Here is a 23,908-nt window from a genome sequence, read left to right on the forward strand (position 1 = left end):
GCCCTCGACAAAAAATGCCGCCACGGTCAACGTTGGCGGCATTGTCATTTATGGAGTCAGTCGATGAAGCGCGAGCAGGTGCGTGAGCGCCATGCAGAAGGTCTTATATCTGCCACTCATGTGATCCAGAATCCGGCGAGCCCGGGCGAATGGATCGTGTTCTTCAAGAAAAGCGCCGGGCGCAGCTTTTTCCTGGTGGATGAGCAGGACGAAGTCGAATCCTTCAGCAGCCTCGACGAACTGATCGAGACCATACGCGGCCTGGGTATCAAGTTCGCCGAGATCCACATGTAGTTCTTACTTGCACACCACCACGACACTGCGGCTGGTGTAGTTGCCGACGTCGACACCCAGGGTCTTTTCGCTTTCCTTGGCCTGCGGTGTGCCATCGGTGCCGACGATGCGGTAGCCGGTGCCGGCACAGGACGCATCGGCTTTTTCATAACAGGTGGCCCAGTCATTGGCTTCGCCGGAGCAATCGATGGCCAGTCCCTGCTCGCCATTTGCCAGGTAGGTTTTTTCGGCAGAGGCACAGCCCGCCAAGGCCAGGACGGCAAACAGCGCCAAAAGTGTTTTCATGGAATCGTCATCAGGAAGGGAGGGCAGGCGCGAGAATATAGCGAATGGCCATTCCGGTACAGATAAACAAAGCCCCGTTCAATGCCGTGCGTCATTTACTTGAGGCTTGTCTGTTTACTTCTTGCGGCGGGGGCTGCGTGCGGGGGCGGTGTCGCGTTCTTTCGCCGCAGGCGCGGCGCGTTCGTCCTGGAAAACCGCGGCCACTTCCACGGCCATGGCCTTGCTGGGCAAGGGGCCGGCGACCTGCTCACCGTGGTAGTTGATAATCCACCATTGGCCGTCCTTGTCCTGGCTGACCGAATAACCGTTTGCGTTTCTTGTTGCCGACATCTAGTTGCCTCATTGGCGTGATCAAGGCCGCCATGATACGTCAAATGCTCGCAAACAGCGCTCACTGGCGTAGAGTGGGGCCGCTGCAGCCATCGAAACGAAAGGCGATTGAACTATCCGTCGTTTTTTATTTCTCTATGATGGCATCGGTTGGCCAGTGCGGGCATTGTAAGGTGCCCGTCGCCTGATTAGACTGCGCCGAAACTCGTACACACCGCCTTTTCAAGGACTTATATGATCAAGAAATGCTTGTTCCCAGCAGCCGGTTACGGTACTCGCTTCCTGCCAGCGACTAAAGCCATGCCCAAAGAAATGCTGCCGGTGGTGAACAAGCCACTGATCCAGTACGGCGTCGAAGAAGCCCTCGATGCGGGCCTGACTGAAATCTCCATCGTGACTGGCCGCGGCAAGCGCGCGCTGGAAGACCATTTCGACATCAGCTACGAGCTGGAAAACCAGATCAAGGGTACCGACAAGGAAAAATACCTGGTCGGCATCCGCAAACTGCTGGATGAGTGCTCGTTCTCCTACACCCGCCAGACCGAAATGAAAGGCCTGGGCCACGCGATCCTGACCGGTCGCCCACTGATCGGTGACGAACCGTTCGCCGTGGTCCTGGCGGACGACCTGTGCGTCAACCTCGAAGGCGACGGCGTACTGACCCAGATGGTCAAGCTGTACAAGCAGTTCCGCTGCTCCATCGTGGCGATCCAGGAAGTCGATCCGCAGGAAACCAACAAGTACGGCGTGATTGCCGGCGAAATGATCCGCGACGACATCTACCGCGTCCACAGCATGGTTGAAAAACCAAAACCTGAAGACGCACCGTCGAACCTGGCGATCATCGGTCGCTACATCCTGACCCCGGACATCTTCGACCTGATCGAACAGACCGAGCCAGGCAAGGGCGGTGAAATCCAGATCACCGACGCCCTGATGAAGCAGGCCCAGAACGGCTGCGTCATGGCCTACAAGTTCAAGGGCAAGCGTTTCGACTGCGGTGGCGCCGAAGGCTACATCGACGCGACCAACTTCTGCTTCGAGAACTTCTACAAGACCGGCAAGGCTTACTGATAGCCTGCGCCGCGCCTTGAAAAACGCCCCGACTGGTTCGGGGCGTTTTTTTTCTACAAATCGCAGGCACTGAAGATCCCGTGGCGAGGGAGCTTGCTCCCGCTGGGCGGCGAAGCCGACCCAAACTCACTGACGCGTTCTTTCGGGTAGACCGCGCCAGCAGGTTTTACGACTGCTTCGCAGCCGAGCGGGAGCAAGCTCCCTCGCCACTAAGGCAAGCTGCGAAAGATGCCGTTTGGCTTTTCAGGTTCCGCCCCCATAACCATCGCAACGCTGCCTCAGGTGAAAACAGCAGGTATGCTGATGACCTGCCGAAGGAGATAGAAATGGCCTACGATTTTGACTTGTATGTGATTGGCGCCGGTTCCGGTGGTGTACGGGCGGCGCGGTTTGCCGCTGGTTTCGGGGCCAAGGTTGCCGTGGCGGAAAGCCGCTACCTGGGCGGCACCTGCGTGAACGTGGGCTGCGTGCCCAAGAAGCTGCTGGTCTACGGCGCGCATTACGCCGAAGACTTCGAACAAGCGTCGGCCTATGGCTGGACGGCGGGGGAGCCGAGTTTCGACTGGGCCACGCTGATCGCCAACAAGAACCGGGAGATCAATCGCCTCAACGACATCTACCGCAACCTGCTGGTCAACAGCGGCGTGGTGCTGCACGAAGGTCACGCCAGGATCACCGGGCCCCATGAGGTCGAGATCAACGGCCAGCGTTACAGCGCCAAGCACATCATGATCGCCACCGGCGGCTGGCCGGTGATCCCGGACATTCCGGGGCGCGAGCATGCCATCAGCTCCAACGAGGCATTTTTCCTCAAGGAACTGCCCAAGCGCGTCATCGTGGTGGGCGGTGGCTACATTGCGGTGGAGTTCGCCGGGATTTTCCACGGCATGGGCGCGCAGACGTCGTTGCTCTACCGCGGTGAGCTGTTCCTGCGCGGCTTTGACGGTGCGGTGCGCATGCACCTGGCGCAAGAGCTGACCCGCCGTGGCCTGGACCTGCAGTTCAACGCCGACATCAAATCCATCGAAAAACTCGACGATGGCAGCCTCAGTGTCGAGCTCAAGGATGGCAAGACGTTGATCACCGATTGCGTGTTCTACGCCACCGGCCGGCGGCCGATGCTCGACAATCTGGGGCTGGAAAACACTGGCGTCACGCTGGATGAGAAGGGCTTTGTCCAGGTCAACGAAAAATACGAGACCACTGAACCGTCGATCCTGGCCATTGGCGACGTGACCGGTCGTGTCCAGCTCACCCCCGTCGCCCTGGCCGAAGGCATGGCGGTGGCGCGACGTCTGTTCAAGCCCGAACAGTATCGCCTGGTGGATTACCGGATGATTCCCACCGCCGTGTTCAGCCTGCCGAACATTGGTACAGTGGGTTTGACCCAGGAGCAGGCCGAGGAGGAGGGCTATACGGTAGAGATTTTCGAAAGCCGCTTCCGGCCGATGAAGCTGAGCTTGACCGACTGCCAGGAGCGCACCCTGATGAAACTGGTGGTGGATGCCAAGACCGACAAGGTGCTGGGTTGCCACATGGTCGGGCCGGATGCCGGGGAAATCGTCCAGGGACTGGCCATTGCCCTCAAGGCCGGCGCCACCAAGCGCGACTTCGACGAAACCATCGGCGTGCACCCGACCGCCGCCGAAGAGTTCGTGACGATGCGTACCCCCGTGGCCTCCTGATCCCTGCCGAACCGATGGCGAGCGAGTCTGCTCGCCATATTAAGTTTTCTTCTATCTATTTAGCTGCTGATAGCCAAAACCAATCATTCACATGAGGTTTGCCAATGAGCCAGCCCGGGGATGAGTGGTTAAGATCCTCTCCATCAACTTTCAACCCTGACGGAGAAACATCGATGCCTATCATCAACAGCCAAGTTAAACCGTTCAACGCTACCGCTTTCAAAAACGGCGAATTCGTTCCGGTATCGGACGCCGACCTGAAAGGCAAGTGGTCTGTAGTGTTCTTCTACCCAGCCGACTTCACCTTCGTTTGCCCAACCGAGCTGGAAGACCTGGCCGACAATTACGCCGAGTTCAAGAAACTGGGCGTCGAGATCTACAGCGTGTCGACCGACACCCACTTTGCCCATGCGGCCTGGCACAACACTTCGCCAGCCATCGGCAAGATCCAGTACACCATGATCGGCGACCCAACCCACGTTATCTCCCGCAACTTCGACGTGCTGATCGAAGAAGTTGGCCTGGCTGACCGCGGCACTTTCGTGATCAACCCAGAAGGCCAGATCAAGATCGTTGAACTCAACGACGGCGGTGTAGGTCGTGACGCTTCCGAGCTGCTGCGCAAGATCAAGGCCGCTCAATACGTTGCCGCTCACCCTGGCGAAGTCTGCCCAGCCAAGTGGAAAGAAGGCGAGGCCACCCTGGCTCCGTCCCTGGACCTGGTCGGCAAGATCTGAGTCTGTGAGTCATCCGAGGGCGATTCGCTCTTAATCAAGTAAGCCGCTTCGCCCCAAAAAACGCCCGGGCGAGATTCGCTCGGGCGTTGTTTTTTCTGAAATTCAAAAAATGGAAATCGCCCGTATGTTGGACGCCAATCTTAAAGCTCAGTTGAAGTCATACCTGGAACGGGTCACCCAGCCGATCGAGATCGTCGCCTCCCTCGACGACGGTGCGAAATCCCAGGAAATGCTCGCGTTACTCCAAGACGTCGCCAGTCTTTCCCACCAGATTACTTTGCTCGACAACGGCAGCGATGCGCGTAAGCCTTCGTTCTCGTTGAATCGCCCGGGAGCCGATATCAGCCTGCGTTTTGCCGGCATTCCCATGGGCCACGAATTCACTTCGCTGGTGTTGGCCTTGTTGCAAGTCGGCGGCCACCCTTCGAAGGCCAGTGTCGAAGTCATCGAACAGATCCGCTCCCTCAAGGGCGAGTTCAACTTCGAGACCTATTTCTCGCTGTCGTGCCAGAACTGCCCGGACGTGGTCCAGGCGCTGAACCTGATGGCGGTGCTGAACCCGAACATTCACCACGTCGCCATCGACGGCGCGCTGTTCCAGGCCGAAGTCGATGAACGTCAGATCATGGCCGTGCCAAGCATTTACCTCAATGGCGTGAACTTCGGCCAGGGCCGCATGGGCCTGGAAGAAATTCTCGCCAAGATCGACACCAGCGGTATCGAACGCCAGGCCGAGAAAATCAGTGCCAAGGACGCCTTTGATGTACTGGTGGTCGGCGGTGGCCCGGCTGGCGCTTCGGCGGCGATCTACGCGGCCCGTAAAGGCATCCGCACTGGCGTGGCGGCCGAACGTTTCGGCGGCCAGGTGCTCGACACCATGGCCATCGAGAACTTCATCTCGGTCCAGGAGACCGAAGGGCCGAAACTGGCCGTCGCCCTGGAAGAACACGTCAAGCAGTACGACGTGGACATCATGAACCTGCAGCGCGCCGACGCCCTGGTGCCGGGCAAGGACGGCGGGCTGCATGAAATCAAGTTCGCCAGCGGTGCGAACCTCAAGGCCAAGACCGTGATCCTGGCGACCGGTGCCCGCTGGCGCGAAATGAACGTGCCGGGCGAGCAGCAGTATCGTAACAAGGGTGTGGCGTACTGCCCGCACTGCGACGGTCCGCTGTTCAAAGGCAAGCGCGTGGCGGTGATTGGTGGCGGTAACTCCGGCGTCGAAGCGGCTATCGACCTGGCCGGTATCGTCGCCCATGTCACCTTGCTGGAGTTCGATGTGCAATTGCGTGCCGACGCGGTGTTGCAGCGCAAACTGCACAGCCTGTCGAACGTCACCGTGATTACCAACGCCCAGACCACTGAAGTGACGGGGGATGGCCAGAAGGTCAATGGCTTGCGCTACAAGGACCGCCCGAGCGGTGAAGTACGGGATGTGGCGCTGGAAGGGATCTTCGTGCAGATCGGCCTGTTGCCCAACACCGATTGGCTCAAAGGCACCGTCGAGCTGTCGCCGCGGGGCGAGATCATTGTCGATGCCCGTGGTGAAACCTCGATCCCTGGTGTGTTCGCCGCAGGTGACGTGACCACCGTGCCGTACAAGCAGATCGTGATTGCCGTGGGCGAGGGCGCCAAGGCCTCGTTGAGCGCCTTCGATCACCTGATCCGTACCTCTGCGCCGGCTTGAACAACCGATAGCAGCAAAAACAAAACCCCATGAGCCTGGCTCATGGGGTTTTTTATTGGCTATTTCACGCACTCACCACTAACCGATGTGGGAGCGAGCCTGCTCGCGATAGCAGTGGGTCAGCCTGCATCAATGCTGAATGTGCCGCCGTCATCGCGAGCAGGCTCGCTCCCACAGGGGATTTGTGCGGGGCGAAAAATCCACGTCACTGACAATCAAATGTGGGAGCGCTGGTGAGTGTTAAAGCGGCGCAGGCTGGATGATTTCGACCCAGTAGCCATCCGGGTCCTTGATGAAGGCCAGGCTTTTCATACGGCCATCGTTCAGGCGCTTCTGGAAATCGCAGCCCAGTGCTTCGAAGCGCTCGCAGGCGGCGACGATGTCCGGTACAGAGATGCAGATGTGGCCGAAGCCGCGTGGGTCGCTGTTGCCATTATGGTAGGCGAACGCCGGGTCGCTTTCGGTGCCATGGTTGTGGGTCAGTTCGAGGATGCCAGGGATCGACTTCATCCATTCGGTACGTGCTGCGGCATCCGCTGGGATCTGGCTTTTATCCACCAAAGCCAGGAAATACAAGCTGAATTCGGCTTCCGGGAAGTCGCGTTTCTCCACCAGCGAGAAACCCAGCACGCGGGTGTAGAAATCCAGCGACTGGGTGATGTCCTTGACCCGCAGCATGGTGTGGTTGAAGACGAACTTGGCTGTGGCGGCGTCAGGTTGGGCGGTGACGCCCGGGAAAGTATTGAGTTCGTGCAGGCTCATGGGCCCTCCGGAAAATAAGTGGGGCAAACGACGCCGCAACCTTGCTGCGGCGGTTCCTGGGCTTGCGTCAAACGGCGTCCTTGCAGGTGCGCCCATGATACGCAAGGGGCGCGGCATCGCCAAACCGCGTGTGGCTCTTGCCTGGTCCTGCCTCGAGCTTCAGACTTGACGATTCGTCCCTGGGTGCCAACGCAATGATTCGACCGTTCCTTTCGCTGTTTGTCCTGCTATTTGCCTGTGTTGGTGGCGTCCAGGCGGCCGAACCGCAGGTCGCTTGGCCCCAGGGTTGGGTTGTCGAGCCGCTGCCCGCCGATGTATCGGCCTCTGCGGCGCCGGCCCCCCAGCGACAACGTGCAACCAAGAGTGATTCGGCAGGCAATGCCGTGATGGTCATGGAACTGACCACGACCACCGTCGAGCCCGATCATCAGGTCAACTTACAGGGCGTATTGTTGGAAATGCGCAAATCAATCCAGAAGGATTTTTTCCAGGGCGGTTACCAGAGTGTGTGCACTAAGATCCATGCTTCCATGTTGGGCGGCGTAACTGCATTGGAAACCACTTGTACGATCACGCAAAACGGGCGACATGTATTGTCTCAGGCCCTCGTCGCGGCACTAAATGAGGGCAAGGCTTATGTGCTGTCCTATGCAGGGCAGGCGCAGGTGTTTGTTGAAAGCCAGGATGAAATACAGTCGGTGCGAAACAGTTTGAAACTATAACGCCGTCAGCGTAATACACCCGGGATTTAATCCAGAAGTTTAGCCCATAAAAAAGCCCTGAGTGTATTCAGGGCTTTTGCAGGGAGGCTGTCAGCCACGCATTATCAACCACGCAACCAGGAATCGACGGTCGCTGCACCGTATTGTTCTTTCCAGGCTTTCAGGCCGCGGTGATTGCCGCCTTTGGTCTCGATCAACTCGCCGGTGTGCGGGTTCTGGTAAACCTTTACCACTCGCGCACGGCGGGTCTTGGTGGGTTTGGTCGATTGCAGGCTTGCCTTGGACGGGTTCGGGTCGAGGATCGCGACGATGTCGCGCAGGCTCTTGCCGTAGGTTTTCATCAGTCCCTGGAGCTTTTCCTCGAATTCGATTTCCTTCTTGAGCCCGGCATCGTTCTTCAGCGACTCCAGCTGCTTGAGCTGTTCTTGAAGGGCCTTTTCGGCTGCACGAAATTCAGCGAGTCTGGACAAAATCGTTACTCCAATCAAAATATTTGGCTGATATCAACCGCAAACAAAGCTATAAGCTAAGCGCCTTGAAGCGACTCAGTGTTAATGACTCTCCTGCTATCTGGCACAGGTAGAAAAAATTGTAGTAGTTAATCCGGAAAGTGTAAATCGTAACTTTTTCGTTATGTAACAACAGCAAACGTTTTTACCAGTTGGCGCATCGTCGTCAATAGATCGGCGGCGGTTAACTGCCATTAATGCCGTCCAACGTCTCAATGAACGCCTGCCCGCTAATCGGTCGACCAAATAGGTAACCCTGTAGAAAGTTCACCCCATGGGCGCTCAGGTAGTCGCTTTGTTCGACGGTTTCGACACCCTCGGCAACCATGTCCAGGCCCAGCTTGCCCGACAGTTCGATAATGCTGTCCAGTAGGTGTCGCGACAGGGTATCGGCACCGATCATCGCGACAAAACTCTGGTCGATCTTCAAGAAGTCCACATTGAACTGACGCAAGTACGCCAGGCTGGAATGACCCGTGCCGAAATCGTCGAGGGCGATCTTGACGCCCAGTTCCCGCAGTTGGCCAAACAGTTGCTGGGTAACGGGCGTAGGTTCGATCAGTTCGCGCTCGGTCAACTCCAGTACCAGGGTAATCGTACCTGGCGCGAAGGCACCGAGAAATTCGCGACAATCGTCCACCAGTGCCAAGTCCTGGCAGTGACGGGCGGTGATGTTGATGCCGACATGAAACGGCGCTTCGAGTCGAGGCGCCAGCGGCACCAGCAGGTGCATGGTCTGCTGCATCAGCGCCCGGGTCATCGCTACGATCAGGCCGCTGTGTTCGGCGAAGGGAATGAACAGGTCCGGGCGAACCAGGCCTTCCTTGGGGTGGTTCCAGCGCATCAGTACTTCGACGCCGGCCCAGCGTTTGCTATCGCTGTGCACGACCGGTTGCAGATACGGAACGAACTCGCCGGCTTCCAGTGCCCGTTGCAGTTCACGGCTGGGTGACGAGGCGCGTTTTTGCAGCCAGTGCCCGAGCGTCCCGGCAACGACGCCAAAAAAGATCAGCAGGCTGAACAGCGGTGGATATTCCCGGGCCATGTAGCGCCAGGTTTCACCCTTATCGAATCCGGCTTCCACATTGAAGGCGTAGCGCGATGACCCCAGCTCATGCCGGGCGACCGGCAGCATGGGCAACGGGGCTGGGCGGACCTTGCCGTCCGCCGTCAGCCAGTTCGGCCCGACTTGCAACCGTAGGCGGGTCTGGCGACCGATCAAGCGCAAGACGTTGGCCAGGTGATACCCGTCAAGCGTGGCCAAGGCGCCTTGATGGCCCACGTTGAGCCGATAAACCAGCAGCGCGGTATCCGGCGTGACCGGGTTGCCGTCCATGAGCCACAACGTGCCTTGATGGTAGTCGCCCGGGTTGACCCGTTCCTCGAAGGCCCCGAACAGCGAGCTGCAATACAGGCTGTTGTCCCAGATAAGATTGGTCGAGCGGACAAAGGGCCGGCGTGTCACTTGCTCGCGTAATGCCAGCTTTACCGCTTCGCAGGGTTGGCCGGCCAGGGGCAATAGTTCCCGAGCCGCCAAGGCGGTATTGTCGAGCATCAGTTCGATCTGCCTGACCGATTCCTCGGCAGTCTGCCGGGTTTGTTGCGCCAGCGTCCGTTCGGCCTGCATGTACAAAATGGCCAGCCCTGACAGTATTGGCACCAGGCCGCAAAGCAGGGTGACCAGATAGCGACGGGGCCGGGTGTGCGAGCGGGTAGCGGTCAAGGGCATCGGCACAACCTGGAAAAGGGGATGAGGGGGAAACGTTGGATGCCGACCATGATAGATGGCCTGTCGGTTACTTGCTGACAGCAGTGTGACTGTGGGAGCGAGGTCTGTGGGAGCAAGGCTTGCCCGCGATGAACGATCATGCGGTCCACTTGGAGAACCGAGGTGCCTTCATCGCGAGCAAGCTTTGCTCCCACAGGTTCAATGCCAGGCTCCCACAGGTTCAGTGCTGGGCTCATGGCTGTCGGGCCAGTTCGATGAACGCCAGGGTGGCGGGCGAGGCCTGGCGGCTGTCCAATACCGCCAGGCCAATCTGGCGCGGCACTCGCGGTGACAATGGCCGCGCGACGAAGCCCGGGCTCTCGACGTCCGGCAACGAACCTTCGGAAACCACGCTCACCGCTTCGCCACGCCTGACGACATCCAGGGTGCTGAGCAGTTGCGAGCAACGGAAACGCACGTTCGGCGTCAGCCGGGCGGCATTGAACAGGCGAGTGACCAGCTCCGACGATCCTGCCTCGGTGAGCACGAAGGGGTCGTTGCACAGATCCTTGAGGCTCAGGCTGGCCTGGGTGGCGAGGGGGTGTGAAGTGGGCAGCAGGGCGACCATCTGATCTTCCAGCAGCATGAACGTATCGAAACGGTCCTCGGGCAGCACCACGAAGCCGACGTCGATCCGCCGTTCGTCCAACCACTGGATGACCTGCCTGTCAGGCCCTTCATCGATGTGTACTTCGATTCCTGGATGCAAGTCTCGATAGCGCCGCAGGATACCGGGCAACAGTTTCATCGATGAAGTTGGCCCGAACGAGCCGATGCGCAAGGTACCTCGGCGCATGCCCCGGGCATCGGCGGCTTCCTGGCGCAAAGTGTTGGCCAACCCGAGCATGGCCCGGGCCCGCAGCAGCAACTGCTGGCCAATGTCGCTGAGCTCCACCGCCGACTGATGACGCCGGAGCAATTCCACCCCCAACTCCTGTTCCAGGGATTTGATGGCGTGGGAGACCGCCGACTGGCCGATGCCCAGGCGCATTGCCGCCGCCGTGAAACCACGGAGCTCGGCGACCAGGGAGAAGATTTCGAGTTGGGTGAGAGTCATGAGGGATTGCTCATTTTACGATGATCAAGCATGACCCCAATACTGACGTATCTGACCTGAATCAGGAAGCAGCATCGCCCTGGTGTGGGGGCTGTGGGAGCAAAGCTTGCTCGCGATGAACGATGACTCGGTTTGCCTGCTGAATCGCGCCGCCTCCATCGCGAGCAAGCTTTGCTCCCACAATCAATCCCTTCACCACAGGTTGTGTCGTTCTCATTAGCGTGCCGTGGTGAAACCATGAAAGCCCTCGAACAAACCGTCCCAATCCCATCGGACCTGCCGGTCTATCTGAAGCTCGCCATGGTCACCATGATCTGGGGCGGGACCTTCGTGGCCGGCCGGATCCTTTCCGATGCCTTGGCTCCGATGTTTGCCGCCAGCCTGCGTTTTCTGCTGGCCAGTATCGCGCTGCTGTCGTTTCTCGCCCTGGCCGGGATCCCGCTGGTCAGGCCCAGTGTGAAGCAGGGGTTGCAATTGGCCGCCCTGGGGTTCTTCGGAATCTTTTTCTATAACCTGTGCTTCTTCTATGGCTTGCAGTACATCAATGCGTCGCGGGCGTCGTTGATCGTGGCCTTGAACCCGGCGGTGATCGGACTGGCGTCCTGGTGGTTGTTCAAGGAGCGGCTGAGCCGCTTGAAAGTGGTGGGCATCGCGCTGTGCATCGGCGGAGCGGGACTGGTGATCGTCAGTCGTGATCCGGCCTTGTTGCAAGACGCAGTACAGGGCTGGGCCGGTGACCTGCTGATTTTTGGCTGCGTGCTGGGCTGGGGCATCTATTCGCTGTTTTCCAGGAACCTGAATGAAAGCCTCGGCCCCTTGCAGACCGTGACCTGGTCGATTCTGCTGGGCACGTTGATGTTGTGGCTGGCCTGCGCAACGGCGGGGGAGATCCGCCTCGAAGCCTTGCGCGCACTGGACATGGAGCAATGGCTGAGCCTGTTGTACCTCGGCGTGCTGGGCTCGGCCCTGGCTTACATCGCCTGGTATGACGGCATTCGGCGGATCGGTGCGACCCGTTCCGGGGTGTTCATCGCACTCAATCCGCTGACGGCGGTGCTGCTGGGGGCGCTGCTGCTCGACGAACGGCTCACGGCCTTGATGTGTGTCGGCGGGGGCGTGATCCTGGTGGGCATTTTCCTGTGCAACAAACCCCTTGCGCGGTCGAAGGAAAAGGCGATTTGATACAGAAGGCGGACAAACCTGGTTACGCTGTGTAGAATCGATTTACGCATATAAGAATAACGTCTTCTGGCAGCAGAAGCCTCGCCCGCAAGAGCCTTGGGTCGACAATGAAGATACTTGGGTTTCAACTGATCTATGGCGATTTCCTCGCCCGCAGCGTTCGTGGCATTTCCTGCGCGCCGCCCCGTGTCCCCTGCATCGCTTGCAACTAACTTTTTTTGTTAATTGACCAGAATGATGAGGCGCCGACATGGCAGATCTATACGAAAACCCCATGGGCCTGATGGGCTTCGAATTCATTGAATTCGCATCGCCTACACCCAACACCCTGGAGCCGATCTTCGAGATCATGGGCTTCACCAAAGTGGCCACGCACCGCTCCAAGGACGTGCACCTGTATCGCCAGGGCGCGATCAACCTGATCCTCAACAACGAGCCCCACAGCGTGGCCTCGTACTTCGCGGCCGAGCACGGTCCGTCGGTGTGCGGCATGGCGTTCCGGGTCAAGGATTCGCAACAGGCCTACAAGCGCGCCCTGGAACTCGGCGCCCAGCCGATCCACATCGAGACCGGCCCGATGGAGCTGAATCTGCCGGCGATCAAGGGCATCGGCGGCGCGCCCCTGTACCTGATCGACCGTTTTGGCGAAGGCAGCTCGATCTATGACATCGACTTTGTCTTCCTCGAGGGCGTTGACCGCAACCCGGTGGGCGCGGGCCTGAAAATCATCGACCACCTGACCCACAACGTCTATCGTGGGCGCATGGCCTATTGGGCCGGTTTCTACGAGAAACTGTTCAACTTCCGCGAGATCCGCTACTTCGACATCAAGGGCGAATACACCGGCCTGACCTCCAAGGCCATGACCGCCCCGGACGGCATGATCCGCATTCCGTTGAACGAAGAATCGTCCAAGGGCGCCGGGCAGATCGAAGAGTTCCTGATGCAGTTCAACGGCGAAGGCATCCAGCACGTGGCTTTCCTCACCGATGACCTGATCAAGACCTGGGACAAGCTGAAAAGCATCGGCATGCGCTTCATGACCGCGCCGCCGGACACCTACTACGAAATGCTCGAAGGCCGCCTGCCGAACCACGGTGAGCCCGTGGCGGAACTGCAATCGAGGGGCATTCTGCTGGATGGTGCTTCCGAGCAAGGCGACAAGCGCCTGCTGCTGCAGATCTTCTCGGAAACCCTGATGGGGCCGGTGTTCTTCGAATTCATCCAGCGCAAGGGTGATGATGGTTTCGGCGAAGGCAACTTCAAGGCGTTGTTCGAGTCCATCGAGCGTGACCAGGTGCGTCGTGGCGTGCTTGCTACCGAGTAAAGCCTGAGACCAAAAAGCCCGCCTGAGGTCATTGCCAGGCGGGCTTTTTGTTGCCAGACGCAGATCAAAATGTGGGAGCGAGCCTGCTCGCGATTGCGATCTGGTTGGTACATCAGTGGGGCATGTGCCACCGCCATCGCGAGCAGGCTCGCTCCCACAGGGTTAAGTGGTGACCTTAATTCCGGCGCTGCTGCCGCACCAGGTGCTTGAACCCTTCGAACACCAGCACTGCCACCGCCATCCAGATGGGGATGTAGGTCAGCCATTCACCGGCCTTGATGCTTTCGCCCAATAACAGCGCAACGCCCAGCAGCAACACCGGTTCGACATAACTCAACAACCCGAACAGGCTGAACGGCAGCAGCCGGCTGGCGACGATGTAGGACACCAGCGCGCTGGCGCTGATCACTCCGAGCAACGGGATCAGCAGGGACAGCCATGGGGACTGATCGAAAACGCCGAGACCCTGTTCGCCGCTTTGCACGAACCACAGTGCCACGGGCAGCATCAGGGTCATGTCCAGCCAGAGCCCGCCCAGGTTGTCGGTCTTGATGCGTTTGCGCAGGATGAAATAGATCGGGTAGCCGATCACCACCAGCAAGGTCGCCCAGGAAAACCCACCCACCTGGTACAACTCGTTGAACACGCCAAGGGTGGCGAAGAATACGGCGACTTTCTGCAAGTAGGACAGGCGTTCGCCATAGACGATGCGCCCGGTCAGAACCATCGACAGCGGCAACAGGAAGTACCCCAGCGACACGTCCAGGCTGTAGCCGTTGAGCGGCGCCCACATGAACAGCCACAGTTGCGCACCCATCAGGGCCGAAGAGGCTATCGCTGCGATCAACAGTCGTGGCGTGGCGACCAGGCGTTGAATCAGCGCCGTGACCAGGTTCCAGTCCCGCGTTACCAGCAGGAAGGCGGTCATGCACGGCATTGTCAGCAGCATGCGCCAGCCGAAGATTTCCACGCCGGTAAGGGGTGAGAGCAGCGAGGTGTAGTAGTACATGACGGCGAACAGCGCGGAGGCCGAGACCGATAGAGCGATGCCTTTGGACACAGTGATTCTCTTGGGGGCGATCAACCAACACCCTACCTGTGGCAGGGTGTTGATTGTGGGAGCGAGTCATGTGGGAGCAAGGCCTGCTGCGGTAGCAAAACCTGTGGGAGCAAGGCTTGCCCGCGATAGCCACGCCGCGGTTCAACAGGTGAACCGCGTTATCGTTCATCGCGGGCAAGCCCTGCTCCCACAGGCACGCGCCCCGGCACGAAATGACTCACATCATTGAACCCCGGTGTCGAAGCATGCCCCGGTGTCACCAGCGAATCGATGAAGGCTTCGTCTTCTGCGCTGATCTTCACCGACTGCGCCTTGGTGTAGGAATCCCATTGTTCTTCGGTGCGCGGTCCAACGATGGCCGAGGTCACGGCGCTGTTGTTCAGCACCCAGGCGATGGCGAACTCGACGATGCCCACGCCCCGGCCCTGGGTGTATTGCAGGATCTGTTGGGCGATGCGCAGGGACTCGATCCGCCATTCGGTTTCCAGGATGCGTTTGTCCTGGCGTCCGGCGCGGCTGTTGGCGTCCGGTGCCACGTCCGGGGCGTACTTGCCGCTGAGCACGCCGCGGGCGAGGGGGCTGAACGGCACCACGCCGAGGCCGTAGTTCTGCGCGGCAGTGATCTGCTCGGTTTCCGCCTGGCGGTTGACGATGTTGTACAGCGGTTGGCTGATCACCGGCCGGTCGATGCCCAGGCTGTCGGCGATCCGGATCACCTCGGCGATGCGCCAGCCACGGTAGTTCGACAGGCCCCAGTAGCGGATCTTGCCCTGGCGAATCAAGTCGCCGATGGCCGACACCGTGACATGCAGCGGCGTGTTGTGGTCTTCGCGATGCAGGTAATAGATGTCCAGGTAATCGGTGCCCAGGCGCGTCAGGCTGGCCTCGATGCCATTGAAAATGTGCTTGCGACTCAGGCCGCTGCGGTTGGGCACGCCGTCCGCCGGACCGAAGCCGACCTTGGTGGCCAGCACCCATTCCTGGCGGCGACTGGCGATCGCTTCGCCGACGATCTCTTCAGAGCGGCCGTTGGTGTAGACGTCCGCGGTGTCGATGAAATTGATGCCCTGGTCCCAGGCCTTGTCGATGATCCGCAGCGAATCCTCGGTGCTGGTCTGTTCGCCGAACATCATGGTGCCCAGGGTCAACGTCGAGACTTGCAACCCGGAATGGCCTAGCGTGCGGTAGCTCATGACGAAATCCTTTTATCCATGGGGAAAGGCTCAATCAAATACCAGAACCGTCGCGTGGATCCAACCGTTTTCTCAACCCCACCAAAATCCACTGTGGGAGCGAGCCTGCTCGCGATAGCGTCAGGTCAGCCAACATTTATATCGACTGATACACCGCCATCGCGAGCAGGCTCGCTCCCACAGGGGGCACAGGGGTGTCAGGCCCGCAGGGTACGGGTCATGCGCAACGCCAACAGGCTGCCGCAGACAATCACCCCGGCCAGCAGGTACAACGCCGCGTCGGTCGAGCCGGTGGCGTCCTTGACCCAGCCCACCAGGTACGGGCTAAGGAACCCGGCCATCTGGCCCATGGAGTTGATCAAGGCCAGCCCACCGGCGGCGGCACCGGCGCTGAGCAGGGCGGTGGGCACCGGCCAGAACATCGGCAAGCCAGTGAGGGCTCCCATGGTGGCGATGGACAGGCCGATGATGGCGATGGCCGGGGTGGTGGCGAAGTTGACGGCGATCAGCAGCCCGGCGGCGCCCATCAGCATTGGCACAACCAGGTGCCAGCGGCGTTCCTTGTGCAAGTCCGCCGAGCGGCCCACCAGCAACATGAACACCGCCGCCAGCAGATAAGGGATCGCACTCAGCCAGCCGATCACCAGGTTATCGCTGAAGCCCAGGTTCTTGATGATCGACGGCAGCCAGAAGTTGATCGCGTACACGCCGCTCTGGATGCAGAAGTACACCAGGCCGAAGGCCCAGATCGCCGGGTTCTTGAACACCGCCAACAGCGAGTCGGTGGCAGTCTTTGGCTTGTTGGCCAGGTCTTCGGCGTGGTCGGCGGTGAGCACGGCGCGTTCCTGGTCGGTCAGCCATTTGGCGTTGGCGAAGGTGTCGCTGAGCAGGAAGAACGCCAGCGCGCCGAGGATCACCGTCGGAATGCCTTGCAGCAGGAACATCCACTGCCAACCCGCCAGGCCGCCCTGGCCCGCTGCGAAGTGGTTGAGGATCCATCCGGAAAACGGGCTGCCCAGCAGGCCGGACACCGGAATGGCCGACATGAACAAGGCCATGATCCGGCCACGTCGGAACGTCGGGAACCACTGCGAGAGATAAAGCACCACACCTGGAAAGAATCCGGCTTCAGCGGCGCCGGTGAACAAGCGCAAGGTATAGAACTCGGTGGGGGTAGTGACAAACAGCAGGCAAGTCGACAGGGTGCCCCAGGTGATCATCATCAGCGCGATCCAGCGCCGTGGGCCGAATCGGGTCAGGGCCAGGTTGCTCGGCACGCCGCACAGTACGTAGCCGATGAAAAAAATCCCGGCACCGAGGCCGTACACGGTTTCGCTGAATTTCAGGGCATCGAGCATCTGCAACTTGGCGAAGCCAACGTTGACCCGATCGAGGTAGTTGAACAGGTAGCAGATGAAAATGAAGGGGATCAAGCGCAGGGTGATGCGCTTGTAGACGGTATTTTTTTCGTCGGGGGTAGCCAGGAGGGCTATTGCGCTCTGGGACATGGCGGGTCTCTCTTTATTATGATTTTCGCGAGCCAAGGGGTAACGTTGACCGCCCCTTGAGTCTCGGCCAGCCCAAGGCCCCGTGTCTTTGTGCCTGAGCACAGGGTCTGCATTCAAACCCTGTGCGCCTGACCAAACCCACGCCTAAAACAACAATCCACGCCGCTTGCAAGGAACACCGCCCATGTTCGAACTCGATCACGACCTGGCGCAGGACATCGTCGACCGGGCGATGGCGATCCTACCGTATAACGTCAATGTCATGGACAACCAGGGCCTGATCCTCGGCAGCGGTGAGCGCGAGCGGGTCAATACCCGGCACGAGGGTGCGCAACTGGTCCTGGCCAACGGTCGGGTGGTGGAAATCGACGAGCACACCGCGATGCACCTCAAGGGCGTGCAGCCAGGAATCAACCTGCCGTTGATGCTCGATCAACGGCTGATCGGCGTCCTGGGCATCACCGGCGAGCCTGAGCAACTGCGTACCTACGCCGAACTGGTGCGCATGACCGCCGAAATGCTGGTGGGCCAGCGTAACCAGCAGGCCGAGCAGCAATGGCGTCGTCAGCGCTGCGATGACTTGCTGGCGTTGCTGCTGGGCGATGCGGGGGATTCCCCGCGATTGTTGGACGAAGCCCGGCAAATGGGCCTCAAGCCGCAATTGTCGCGGGTGCCATATCTGTTCGAGCTGGGCCTGGAACATGGGCCCGGCCAGACCGTCGAGACGTTGAGCGCGTGGTTGATGTCGCGCTACCCGGACAGTTGGTGCCTGACCTCGTCCAAATCTTCCTTGCTCTGGTGTCGCCCGGTCACCGCCTCGGTGGAGAACGAGCGGCTACTGGGCAAGCTCGATGGGCTGGGCTGGAACATCCTGCGCATCGCAGTGGGCGGCCAGGCGGAAGGGTTGGCGGGCCTGCGGCGTTGCTATCGACGGGTGGCGGACTTGCTGGCCTACGGGCGCGATGTATTGCCGCAATCGCGCTTGCTGAGCCTCAGCCGCTACCGCCTGCCGGTACTGCTCTGGCGCCATCGCAGTGACGATGCCCTCGACGAGTTGCTGACCCCGTTGCGCAAGGTCATCGCCAAGGACAGCAACGGCCAGTTGCTCGCCACCCTGCGCAGTTGGTGCGAACACGACGGCCAGAGCCAGGCCTGTGCCGAAGCCTTGGGTATCCACCGCAACAGCTTGCGCTACCGCATGGAGCGCATCGCCGAACTGAGCGGCGTGGATCCGTTGCGGTTGGATGGGATGCTGGCGTTGTACCTGGGGGTGCAGCTGCTACCCCAGACCGCCGATAAACCCACGTGACCCCCTACTGTGGGAAATGCCGCTCACTTAAGGTTGTCGACAAACCTGTGGCGAGGGAGCTTGCTCCCGCTTGAGTGCGAAGCGCTCACAGAAAGGGCCGCTTCGCAGCCCAACGGGAGCAAGCTCCCTCGCCACGGGGGGCAGCGTTTTTCTTGAGTGAGCAGCGTAACGGTGGGAGCGAGCTTGCTCGCGATGAGGCCCTCACTTTCGACCACAACCCCCTTGGCCAACCGATCTTTGTGAAATTGAACAATAATGCCCGGTGTCTTTTGTGCGGCGGACCGGCGTCATGGCTGCGGTCAACTGGCAGCATGCTGTGCATCGGAACCGGAGAATAATATGAAAATAATCATCGCCCCCGACTCGTTCAAGGACAGCCTCAGCGCCCAGGGCGTCGCCGATGCCATCGCCCAGGGGCTGGCCGAGGTCTGGCCGGATGCACAGTTGATCAAGTGCCCGATGGCCGACGGCGGCGAGGGGACGGTGGAGTCGGTGCTGGCGGCCTGCGACGGTCAGTGGCGCCGCACCCGAGTCCACGGCCCCTTGGGCGCTCCCGTCGAAGCGCGTTGGGGCTGGTTGGCCGACAGCTGCACCGCGATCATCGAGATGGCCGAGGCCAGTGGCCTGCAACTCGTGCCGCCGGGGCAGCGCGATGCCTGTTCCAGCAGCACCTACGGCACCGGCGAGCTGATCCGTGCCGCACTGGACGAAGGGGCCGGGCGGGTGATCCTGGCAATCGGCGGCAGTGCCACCAACGATGGCGGCGCCGGCGCGATGCAGGCCTTGGGCGTGGCGTTGCTCGATGAGCACGGCCAACCCCTGGGACCCGGTGGCTCGGCCCTGGCGAACTTGTCGCGCATCGACCTGGGCGATCTCGACCCGCGCCTGGCCCAGGTCAGTTTCGAGATCGCCGCCGACGTCGATAACCCACTGTGCGGGCCCCATGGCGCTTCCGCGATCTTCGGTCCGCAGAAGGGCGCCCGCGCCGAGCAGGTGCAGGAACTGGATCGGGCCCTGGGACATTTCGCCGACCGTTGCGCCCAGGTGTTGGGGCGGGATGTACGCGACGAACCGGGCAGCGGCGCGGCCGGTGGCCTGGGGTTCGCGGCCAAGGCGTTCCTGGGGGCGCAGTTTCGTACCGGCGTGGAAGTCGTCGCCCAACTGACCGGGCTGGCCGATGCGATCAGTGGCGCCGACCTGGTGATCACCGGCGAAGGCCGTTTCGACGCCCAGACCCTGCGCGGCAAGACGCCCTTCGGCGTGGCCCGCATCGCCCGCCGGCAGGGCGTACCGGTGCTGGTCATCGCTGGCACACTGGGGGAGGGCTACCAGGCACTGTACGACCATGGCATCGATGCCGCCTTTGCCCTGGCCAACGGGCCGATGACCTTGCAACAAGCCTGCGTCGATGCCCCGCGCCTGCTGAGCGAGCGCGCCCGGGACATCGCCCGGCTGTGGCGGGTGGCCGCCCGGTAACACGATCCAGTGGCGAGGGAGCAGGCGCCCTCGTCACAAAAGCCTCGCGAAATATTTTTACAGTCCCCCCTGTTAAAAGCCTAAAGCCCGGCCGATAACGAGTCAGGCGCATCCATAATTATTTCAACCAGTGCGCTGATGGCATGGATGCTCGACTCCAACGTCGCGAGGTCTTCCCATGTCTCTACGCAGTCTGAATATCGCCCCCCGAGCCTTTTTAGGCTTCGCCTTCATCGCTTTGCTGGTGGTCGCCCTCGGCGTGTTCGCCGCCAATCGCATGTCAATCATCCGCCAGGCTTCGTTGAACATGGAGCAGAACCAAGTGCCCAGTGTCGGGTACCTGGGCAACGTCATGGAAAGCGTTCTGCGTATGCGAATTCTCTCGTTTCGGATTTTGGTCAACCGGGATCCGGCCAGCCTGAAAGAGGCCGAGACCCGCATCAACGTGCTGGTGGAGAAACTGCACAAGGCCAATGACAGCTACGCCGCACTGCAGGCCACACCAGAGGAGGCCGAGCTGTACAAGACCTTTTCGGCCACCCTGGAAAAATACCTGCAAGCCCAGCAGGAAATGCTGGAGCTGTCGCGCCAGGACAAGGTCGACCAGTTGCGCACCCACATCAATACGCGCATCAAGGAAGGCACCGACCTGATGGGTGAGCAGCTCAACAAGCTCATCGCGATAAACGTGGCAGGCGCTGGCGAAGCATCGGCCAAGGCGGGTGAGAACTACAATAGCGCCATCACCGGTATCATCATCGTCTCGATCATCGCTGCGTTGGCCACTATCGTGCTGGCATTGTTGCTGACTCGCAGCATCGTAACCCCGCTCAATCGTGCACTGGAGGCGGCCCGGACCATCGCCGGCGGCAACCTGGTACAGGTTATCGCCGACGATGGCAAGGATGAGCCCGCCCGCTTGCTCCAGGCCCTGGCCGCCATGCAAGGCAGCCTGCGCCAGACCATCGAGCAGATTGCCGGCTCCGCCAGCCAACTGGGGGCTGCGGCCGAAGAGCTGAGCGCGGTCACCCAGGAATCCTCCCGTGGCCTGCAACAGCAGCACAACGAAATCGAACAGGCCGCCACCGCCGTCAACGAAATGACCGCCGCTGTCGAGGAGGTTGCCCGTAACGCGGTGTCTACCTCCGAAGCCTCGAACCAATCGACCCAAGCCGCCCAGGAAGGTCGCTCGCGGGTGGTGGAAACCGTCGACGCGATCCAGACCATGACCCACGACGTGCAAGCCACCGCTTCGATGATCGAAGGCCTGGCGGTCCAGGGCCGCGACATTGGCAAGGTGCTGGACGTGATCCGCGCCATCGCCGAGCAGACCAACCTGCTGGCCCTCAACGCCGCCATCGAAGCTGCCCGTGCCGGGGAAGCCGGACGTGGTTTTGCGGTGGTGGCCGACGAAGTCCGGGCCCTGGCCCATCGCACCGCGCAATCGACCCAGGAAATCGAAAAAATGGTCGCCGGCATCCAGAACGGCACCGGCCAGGCCGTACAGTCGATGCAGCAAAGCAACCAGCGCACCCAAAGCACCCTGGAAATGGCCCGGGCCGCTGGTGTGGCGCTGGAGCAGATCACTCAGTCGATCAACCAGATCAACGAACGCAACCTGGTCATCGCCAGCGCCTCGGAAGAACAGGCCCAGGTTTCCCGTGAAGTGGATCGCAACCTGGTCAACATCCGCGACCTGGCCACCCAGTCGGCCAGTGGCGCGAAACAGACCAGCGACGCGACCCACGAACTGTCGCGCCTGGCGGTGGGTTTGAATGCGATGGTGGCGCGGTTTGTGATTTGAGATAGGGTTGAGGCTGGACATCGCGCAATCAGGAGACGTACATGCGCTTTTCAGCTTTGACCCGACGCATCACCGGCGATGGCGCCGCCGCCTGGCAGATTCACGACCGGGCGCTGGCCCTGCGCGAGCAGGGCGAGGATGTGCTGTTGCTGTCAGTGGGCGATCCAGACTTTGACACGCCGCGTGCCATTGTCGACGCCGCCGTGGCCAGCCTGCGGGCCGGGGAGACCCACTACTCGGACATCCGCGGCCTGCACACCTTGCGGGCCAGCATCGCCCGGCGTCATCGCCTGCGCTGCGGCCAGCCGGTGGGAGCCGAACAGGTCATCGTGCTGCCAGGGGCGCAGTGCGCGGTGTATGCGGTCGCGCAATGCCTGCTCAACCCTGGCGATGAAGTCATCGTCGCCGAGCCGATGTATGTCACCTATGAAGCGGTGTTCGGTGCCTGCGGGGCGAAAGTGGTGCCGGTGGCGGTTCGCCCGGAGAACGGTTTTCGGGTCGAGCCTGCGGACGTTGCCCGTCTTGTGACCCCGCGTACCCGGGCGATGCTGCTCAACAGCCCGAACAACCCGTCCGGTGCCAGCCTGCCAATGTCCACCTGGCAAGCATTGGCGCGGCTGTGCATTGACCATGACCTGTGGCTGATCAGTGACGAGGTCTACAGCGATCTGCTCTATGACGGCGAACATATCAGCCCGGCCAGCCTGCCGGGTATGGCCGAGCGCACCGCGACGATCAACAGCCTGTCCAAATCCCATGCCATGACGGGTTGGCGCATCGGGTGGGTCATTGGTCCTGAGTCCCTTGCCGACCATCTGGCAAACCTGTCCTTGTGCATGCTGTTCGGTTTGCCGGACTTCGTGCAGCGGGCCGCCCAGGTGGCGCTGGAGCGAGACTTGCCGGAAGTGGCGCAGATGCACGAGGAATATCGCCAGCGTCGGGATCTGGTGTGCGCCATGCTCGATGACTGCCCGGGTCTCAAGCCCGTGCGGCCCGATGGCGGCATGTTCGTGATGGTCGACGTGCGCCAGACCGGTCTCGATGCCCAGGCTTTTGCCGAGCGGCTGCTGGACGGGTATGGCGTGTCGGTACTGGCCGGCGAGGCGTTCGGGCCCAGTGCGGCGGGGCATATTCGGATCGGGTTGGTGGTCGATCAGGTGAAGCTGGCGGATGCGTGCCAGCGGATCGCCTCGTGTGCGGAGGATTTGCTGCGGGCCCAGCGGTAAAGTTTTGTAGAGGCTGTGTGAAATTGTGTAAGGGTTTTGCTCGTGGATGGGCGAGGGCGTATATCCTTGGCAGCTTGAGATTTTCTGCGCCTGGCAGGGCCTCATCGCGAGCAGGCTCGCTCCCACAGGGACCTGAGTTGACTCAATGTGGGAGCGAGCCTGCTCGCGATAGCGATTTATCCGGCGCCACAGCACATTTCTGGAAACACCCATGCCCAACATCCTCCTGGTCGAAGACGACACCGCGCTCTCCGAACTGATCGCCAGCTACCTGGAACGCAACGGCTATCAGGTCAGCGTGCTCAGCCGTGGCGATCATGTGCGTGAACGGGCGCGGGTCGATCCGCCGGACCTGGTGATCCTTGACCTGATGCTGCCGGGGCTGGACGGCTTGCAGGTCTGCCGCTTGCTGCGGGCCGACTCGGCGACCTTGCCGATCCTGATGCTCACTGCCCGGGACGACAGCCACGACCAGGTCCTGGGCCTGGAGATGGGGGCCGACGACTACGTCACCAAGCCTTGCGAGCCTCGGGTGTTGCTGGCGCGGGTGCGCACCTTGTTGCGCCGCAGCAGCCTCACCGAGCCGCAGACGGCCAACGACCGCATCCTCATGGGCAACCTGTGCATCGACCTGTCCGAACGCACGGTGACCTGGCGCGGGCAAGCGGTGGAGTTGTCCAGCGGCGAATACAACCTGCTGGTGGTGCTGGCCCGGCATTCCGGCGAAGTGCTGAGCCGCGACCAGATCCTGCAACGCCTGCGGGGTATCGAATTCAACGGCACCGACCGTTCGGTGGACGTGGCGATTTCCAAGTTGCGACGCAAGTTCGACGACAACGCCGACGAAGCCCGCAAGATCAAGACCGTGTGGGGCAAGGGCTATCTGTTCAGTCGTTCCGAGTGGGAATGCTGA

The 23,908-nt window shown here is 60.9% G+C and carries 22 protein-coding genes and 1 pseudogene; 14 read left to right on the top strand and 9 right to left on the bottom strand.

Features of this window, described 5'->3' with window-relative positions:
- Nucleotides 1-63 precede the first annotated feature (63 nt).
- Nucleotides 64-294: a hypothetical protein gene (locus PBDP_RS11920; protein ID WP_109755196.1), complete on the top strand. Its 231-nt coding sequence runs from the start codon at nt 64-66 to the stop codon at nt 292-294.
- Nucleotides 295-297: 3 nt separating this feature from the next.
- Here the strand turns inward: PBDP_RS11920 and PBDP_RS11925 are convergent, their stop codons facing one another.
- Together PBDP_RS11925 and PBDP_RS11930 are read right to left on the bottom strand one after the other, a co-directional pair.
- A complete protein-coding gene (locus PBDP_RS11925; protein ID WP_109755195.1) occupies nt 298-579 on the bottom strand; it encodes a hypothetical protein in 282 nt (93 codons plus the stop codon).
- Nucleotides 580-693: 114 nt separating this feature from the next.
- Nucleotides 694-909 carry a hypothetical protein gene (locus PBDP_RS11930; protein WP_109755194.1) on the bottom strand — a complete coding sequence of 72 codons (216 nt, stop codon included), beginning with the start codon at nt 907-909 and terminating at the stop codon, nt 694-696.
- A 234-nt stretch (nt 910-1,143) separates the two neighbouring features.
- On the opposite strand from PBDP_RS11930, the gene galU reads away from it, so the two are divergent.
- The 4 genes from galU to ahpF all read left to right on the top strand — a co-directional run bounded on the left by galU (nt 1,144) and on the right by ahpF (nt 6,092).
- A complete protein-coding gene (gene galU, locus PBDP_RS11935) occupies nt 1,144-1,983 on the top strand; it encodes a UTP--glucose-1-phosphate uridylyltransferase GalU (protein ID WP_003182953.1) in 840 nt (279 codons plus the stop codon).
- 326 nt (nt 1,984-2,309) lie between these two features.
- Complete coding sequence (gorA, locus tag PBDP_RS11940) at nt 2,310-3,668, top strand: glutathione-disulfide reductase (protein WP_109755193.1); 1,359 nt, start codon at nt 2,310-2,312, stop codon at nt 3,666-3,668.
- A 173-nt stretch (nt 3,669-3,841) separates the two neighbouring features.
- Nucleotides 3,842-4,405: an alkyl hydroperoxide reductase subunit C gene (gene ahpC / locus PBDP_RS11945; RefSeq protein WP_025213143.1), complete on the top strand. Its 564-nt coding sequence runs from the start codon at nt 3,842-3,844 to the stop codon at nt 4,403-4,405.
- A 124-nt stretch (nt 4,406-4,529) separates the two neighbouring features.
- Complete coding sequence (ahpF, locus tag PBDP_RS11950; RefSeq protein WP_109755192.1) at nt 4,530-6,092, top strand: alkyl hydroperoxide reductase subunit F; 1,563 nt, start codon at nt 4,530-4,532, stop codon at nt 6,090-6,092.
- A 240-nt stretch (nt 6,093-6,332) separates the two neighbouring features.
- Here the strand turns inward: ahpF and gloA are convergent, their stop codons facing one another.
- Nucleotides 6,333-6,854 (bottom strand): lactoylglutathione lyase, encoded by a 522-nt coding sequence (gene gloA / locus PBDP_RS11955; RefSeq protein WP_109755190.1) that lies wholly within the window; start codon nt 6,852-6,854, stop codon nt 6,333-6,335.
- 194 nt (nt 6,855-7,048) lie between these two features.
- Between gloA and PBDP_RS11960 the strand changes: the two genes are divergently transcribed.
- Nucleotides 7,049-7,576 carry a DUF4946 domain-containing protein gene (locus tag PBDP_RS11960; protein ID WP_176688111.1) on the top strand — a complete coding sequence of 176 codons (528 nt, stop codon included), beginning with the start codon at nt 7,049-7,051 and terminating at the stop codon, nt 7,574-7,576.
- 104 nt (nt 7,577-7,680) lie between these two features.
- Here the strand turns inward: PBDP_RS11960 and PBDP_RS11965 are convergent, their stop codons facing one another.
- The 3 genes from PBDP_RS11965 to PBDP_RS11975 all read right to left on the bottom strand — a co-directional run bounded on the left by PBDP_RS11965 (nt 7,681) and on the right by PBDP_RS11975 (nt 10,910).
- A complete protein-coding gene (locus tag PBDP_RS11965; protein WP_058544518.1) occupies nt 7,681-8,046 on the bottom strand; it encodes a histone-like nucleoid-structuring protein, MvaT/MvaU family in 366 nt (121 codons plus the stop codon).
- Nucleotides 8,047-8,269: 223 nt separating this feature from the next.
- Nucleotides 8,270-9,814, bottom strand: coding sequence for an EAL domain-containing protein (locus PBDP_RS11970; RefSeq protein WP_212802284.1), 1,545 nt, complete (start codon nt 9,812-9,814; stop codon nt 8,270-8,272).
- 232 nt (nt 9,815-10,046) lie between these two features.
- Nucleotides 10,047-10,910 (bottom strand): LysR family transcriptional regulator, encoded by an 864-nt coding sequence (locus PBDP_RS11975; protein ID WP_109755187.1) that lies wholly within the window; start codon nt 10,908-10,910, stop codon nt 10,047-10,049.
- 237 nt (nt 10,911-11,147) lie between these two features.
- Here PBDP_RS11975 and PBDP_RS11980 point away from each other — a divergent pair, with 237 nt between their 5' ends.
- Together PBDP_RS11980 and hppD are read left to right on the top strand one after the other, a co-directional pair.
- On the top strand, nt 11,148-12,092 hold the full coding sequence (locus PBDP_RS11980; protein ID WP_212802285.1) for a DMT family transporter: 945 nt from the start codon (nt 11,148-11,150) through the stop codon (nt 12,090-12,092).
- A gap of 250 nt (nt 12,093-12,342) precedes the next feature.
- On the top strand, nt 12,343-13,419 hold the full coding sequence (gene hppD / locus PBDP_RS11985) for a 4-hydroxyphenylpyruvate dioxygenase (RefSeq protein ID WP_109755185.1): 1,077 nt from the start codon (nt 12,343-12,345) through the stop codon (nt 13,417-13,419).
- A 175-nt stretch (nt 13,420-13,594) separates the two neighbouring features.
- Here the strand turns inward: hppD and rarD are convergent, their stop codons facing one another.
- The 3 genes from rarD to PBDP_RS12000 form a co-directional block, all read right to left on the bottom strand.
- Nucleotides 13,595-14,479: an EamA family transporter RarD gene (rarD, locus tag PBDP_RS11990; RefSeq protein ID WP_109755184.1), complete on the bottom strand. Its 885-nt coding sequence runs from the start codon at nt 14,477-14,479 to the stop codon at nt 13,595-13,597.
- A 158-nt stretch (nt 14,480-14,637) separates the two neighbouring features.
- On the bottom strand, nt 14,638-15,672 hold the full coding sequence (locus PBDP_RS11995) for an aldo/keto reductase (protein WP_212802286.1): 1,035 nt from the start codon (nt 15,670-15,672) through the stop codon (nt 14,638-14,640).
- 197 nt (nt 15,673-15,869) lie between these two features.
- Nucleotides 15,870-17,180, bottom strand: coding sequence for an MFS transporter (locus tag PBDP_RS12000; protein ID WP_116832099.1), 1,311 nt, complete (start codon nt 17,178-17,180; stop codon nt 15,870-15,872).
- A gap of 184 nt (nt 17,181-17,364) precedes the next feature.
- On the opposite strand from PBDP_RS12000, the gene PBDP_RS12005 reads away from it, so the two are divergent.
- The 6 genes and pseudogenes from PBDP_RS12005 to PBDP_RS12025 all read left to right on the top strand — a co-directional run bounded on the left by PBDP_RS12005 (nt 17,365) and on the right by PBDP_RS12025 (nt 23,908).
- Nucleotides 17,365-18,489, top strand: coding sequence for a sugar diacid recognition domain-containing protein (locus tag PBDP_RS12005; RefSeq protein ID WP_116832100.1), 1,125 nt, complete (start codon nt 17,365-17,367; stop codon nt 18,487-18,489).
- A gap of 339 nt (nt 18,490-18,828) precedes the next feature.
- Nucleotides 18,829-19,965, top strand: a complete 1,137-nt coding sequence (locus tag PBDP_RS12010) for a glycerate kinase (RefSeq protein WP_116832102.1) — start codon at nt 18,829-18,831, stop codon at nt 19,963-19,965.
- 178 nt (nt 19,966-20,143) lie between these two features.
- A pseudogene (locus PBDP_RS30280) lies at nt 20,144-20,914 on the top strand (MCP four helix bundle domain-containing protein); the annotation flags it as partial.
- Nucleotides 20,906-21,769, top strand: coding sequence for a methyl-accepting chemotaxis protein (locus PBDP_RS30285; RefSeq protein ID WP_371925618.1), 864 nt, complete (start codon nt 20,906-20,908; stop codon nt 21,767-21,769). The pseudogene PBDP_RS30280 and the gene PBDP_RS30285, both read left to right, overlap by 9 nt.
- Before the next feature lie 41 nt (nt 21,770-21,810).
- Entirely contained in the window at nt 21,811-22,995 is a 1,185-nt protein-coding gene (locus PBDP_RS12020) for a pyridoxal phosphate-dependent aminotransferase (protein ID WP_212802288.1), read from the top strand.
- Nucleotides 22,996-23,206: 211 nt separating this feature from the next.
- Nucleotides 23,207-23,908: a response regulator gene (locus tag PBDP_RS12025; RefSeq protein ID WP_109755176.1), complete on the top strand. Its 702-nt coding sequence runs from the start codon at nt 23,207-23,209 to the stop codon at nt 23,906-23,908.

The organism is Pseudomonas sp. St290 (assembly GCF_018325805.1).
Taxonomy (GTDB): domain Bacteria; phylum Pseudomonadota; class Gammaproteobacteria; order Pseudomonadales; family Pseudomonadaceae; genus Aquipseudomonas; species Aquipseudomonas bijieensis.

What these genes read in the sequence shown, in the direction of transcription:
- PBDP_RS11920 (WP_109755196.1), top strand. Translation starts at nt 64, where the DNA reads ATGAAGCGCGAGCAGGTGCGTGAGCGCCATGCAGAAGGTCTTATATCT.
- PBDP_RS11925 (WP_109755195.1), bottom strand. Translation starts at nt 579, where the DNA reads ATGAAAACACTTTTGGCGCTGTTTGCCGTCCTGGCCTTGGCGGGCTGT.
- PBDP_RS11930 (WP_109755194.1), bottom strand. Translation starts at nt 909, where the DNA reads ATGTCGGCAACAAGAAACGCAAACGGTTATTCGGTCAGCCAGGACAAG.
- galU (WP_003182953.1), top strand. Translation starts at nt 1,144, where the DNA reads ATGATCAAGAAATGCTTGTTCCCAGCAGCCGGTTACGGTACTCGCTTC.
- gorA (WP_109755193.1), top strand. Translation starts at nt 2,310, where the DNA reads ATGGCCTACGATTTTGACTTGTATGTGATTGGCGCCGGTTCCGGTGGT.
- ahpC (WP_025213143.1), top strand. Translation starts at nt 3,842, where the DNA reads ATGCCTATCATCAACAGCCAAGTTAAACCGTTCAACGCTACCGCTTTC.
- ahpF (WP_109755192.1), top strand. Translation starts at nt 4,530, where the DNA reads ATGTTGGACGCCAATCTTAAAGCTCAGTTGAAGTCATACCTGGAACGG.
- gloA (WP_109755190.1), bottom strand. Translation starts at nt 6,854, where the DNA reads ATGAGCCTGCACGAACTCAATACTTTCCCGGGCGTCACCGCCCAACCT.
- PBDP_RS11960 (WP_176688111.1), top strand. Translation starts at nt 7,049, where the DNA reads ATGATTCGACCGTTCCTTTCGCTGTTTGTCCTGCTATTTGCCTGTGTT.
- PBDP_RS11970 (WP_212802284.1), bottom strand. Translation starts at nt 9,814, where the DNA reads ATGCCCTTGACCGCTACCCGCTCGCACACCCGGCCCCGTCGCTATCTG.
- PBDP_RS11975 (WP_109755187.1), bottom strand. Translation starts at nt 10,910, where the DNA reads ATGACTCTCACCCAACTCGAAATCTTCTCCCTGGTCGCCGAGCTCCGT.
- PBDP_RS11980 (WP_212802285.1), top strand. Translation starts at nt 11,148, where the DNA reads ATGAAAGCCCTCGAACAAACCGTCCCAATCCCATCGGACCTGCCGGTC.
- hppD (WP_109755185.1), top strand. Translation starts at nt 12,343, where the DNA reads ATGGCAGATCTATACGAAAACCCCATGGGCCTGATGGGCTTCGAATTC.
- PBDP_RS11995 (WP_212802286.1), bottom strand. Translation starts at nt 15,672, where the DNA reads ATGAGCTACCGCACGCTAGGCCATTCCGGGTTGCAAGTCTCGACGTTG.
- PBDP_RS12000 (WP_116832099.1), bottom strand. Translation starts at nt 17,180, where the DNA reads ATGTCCCAGAGCGCAATAGCCCTCCTGGCTACCCCCGACGAAAAAAAT.
- PBDP_RS12005 (WP_116832100.1), top strand. Translation starts at nt 17,365, where the DNA reads ATGTTCGAACTCGATCACGACCTGGCGCAGGACATCGTCGACCGGGCG.
- PBDP_RS12010 (WP_116832102.1), top strand. Translation starts at nt 18,829, where the DNA reads ATGAAAATAATCATCGCCCCCGACTCGTTCAAGGACAGCCTCAGCGCC.
- PBDP_RS30285 (WP_371925618.1), top strand. Translation starts at nt 20,906, where the DNA reads ATGCAAGGCAGCCTGCGCCAGACCATCGAGCAGATTGCCGGCTCCGCC.
- PBDP_RS12020 (WP_212802288.1), top strand. Translation starts at nt 21,811, where the DNA reads ATGCGCTTTTCAGCTTTGACCCGACGCATCACCGGCGATGGCGCCGCC.
- PBDP_RS12025 (WP_109755176.1), top strand. Translation starts at nt 23,207, where the DNA reads ATGCCCAACATCCTCCTGGTCGAAGACGACACCGCGCTCTCCGAACTG.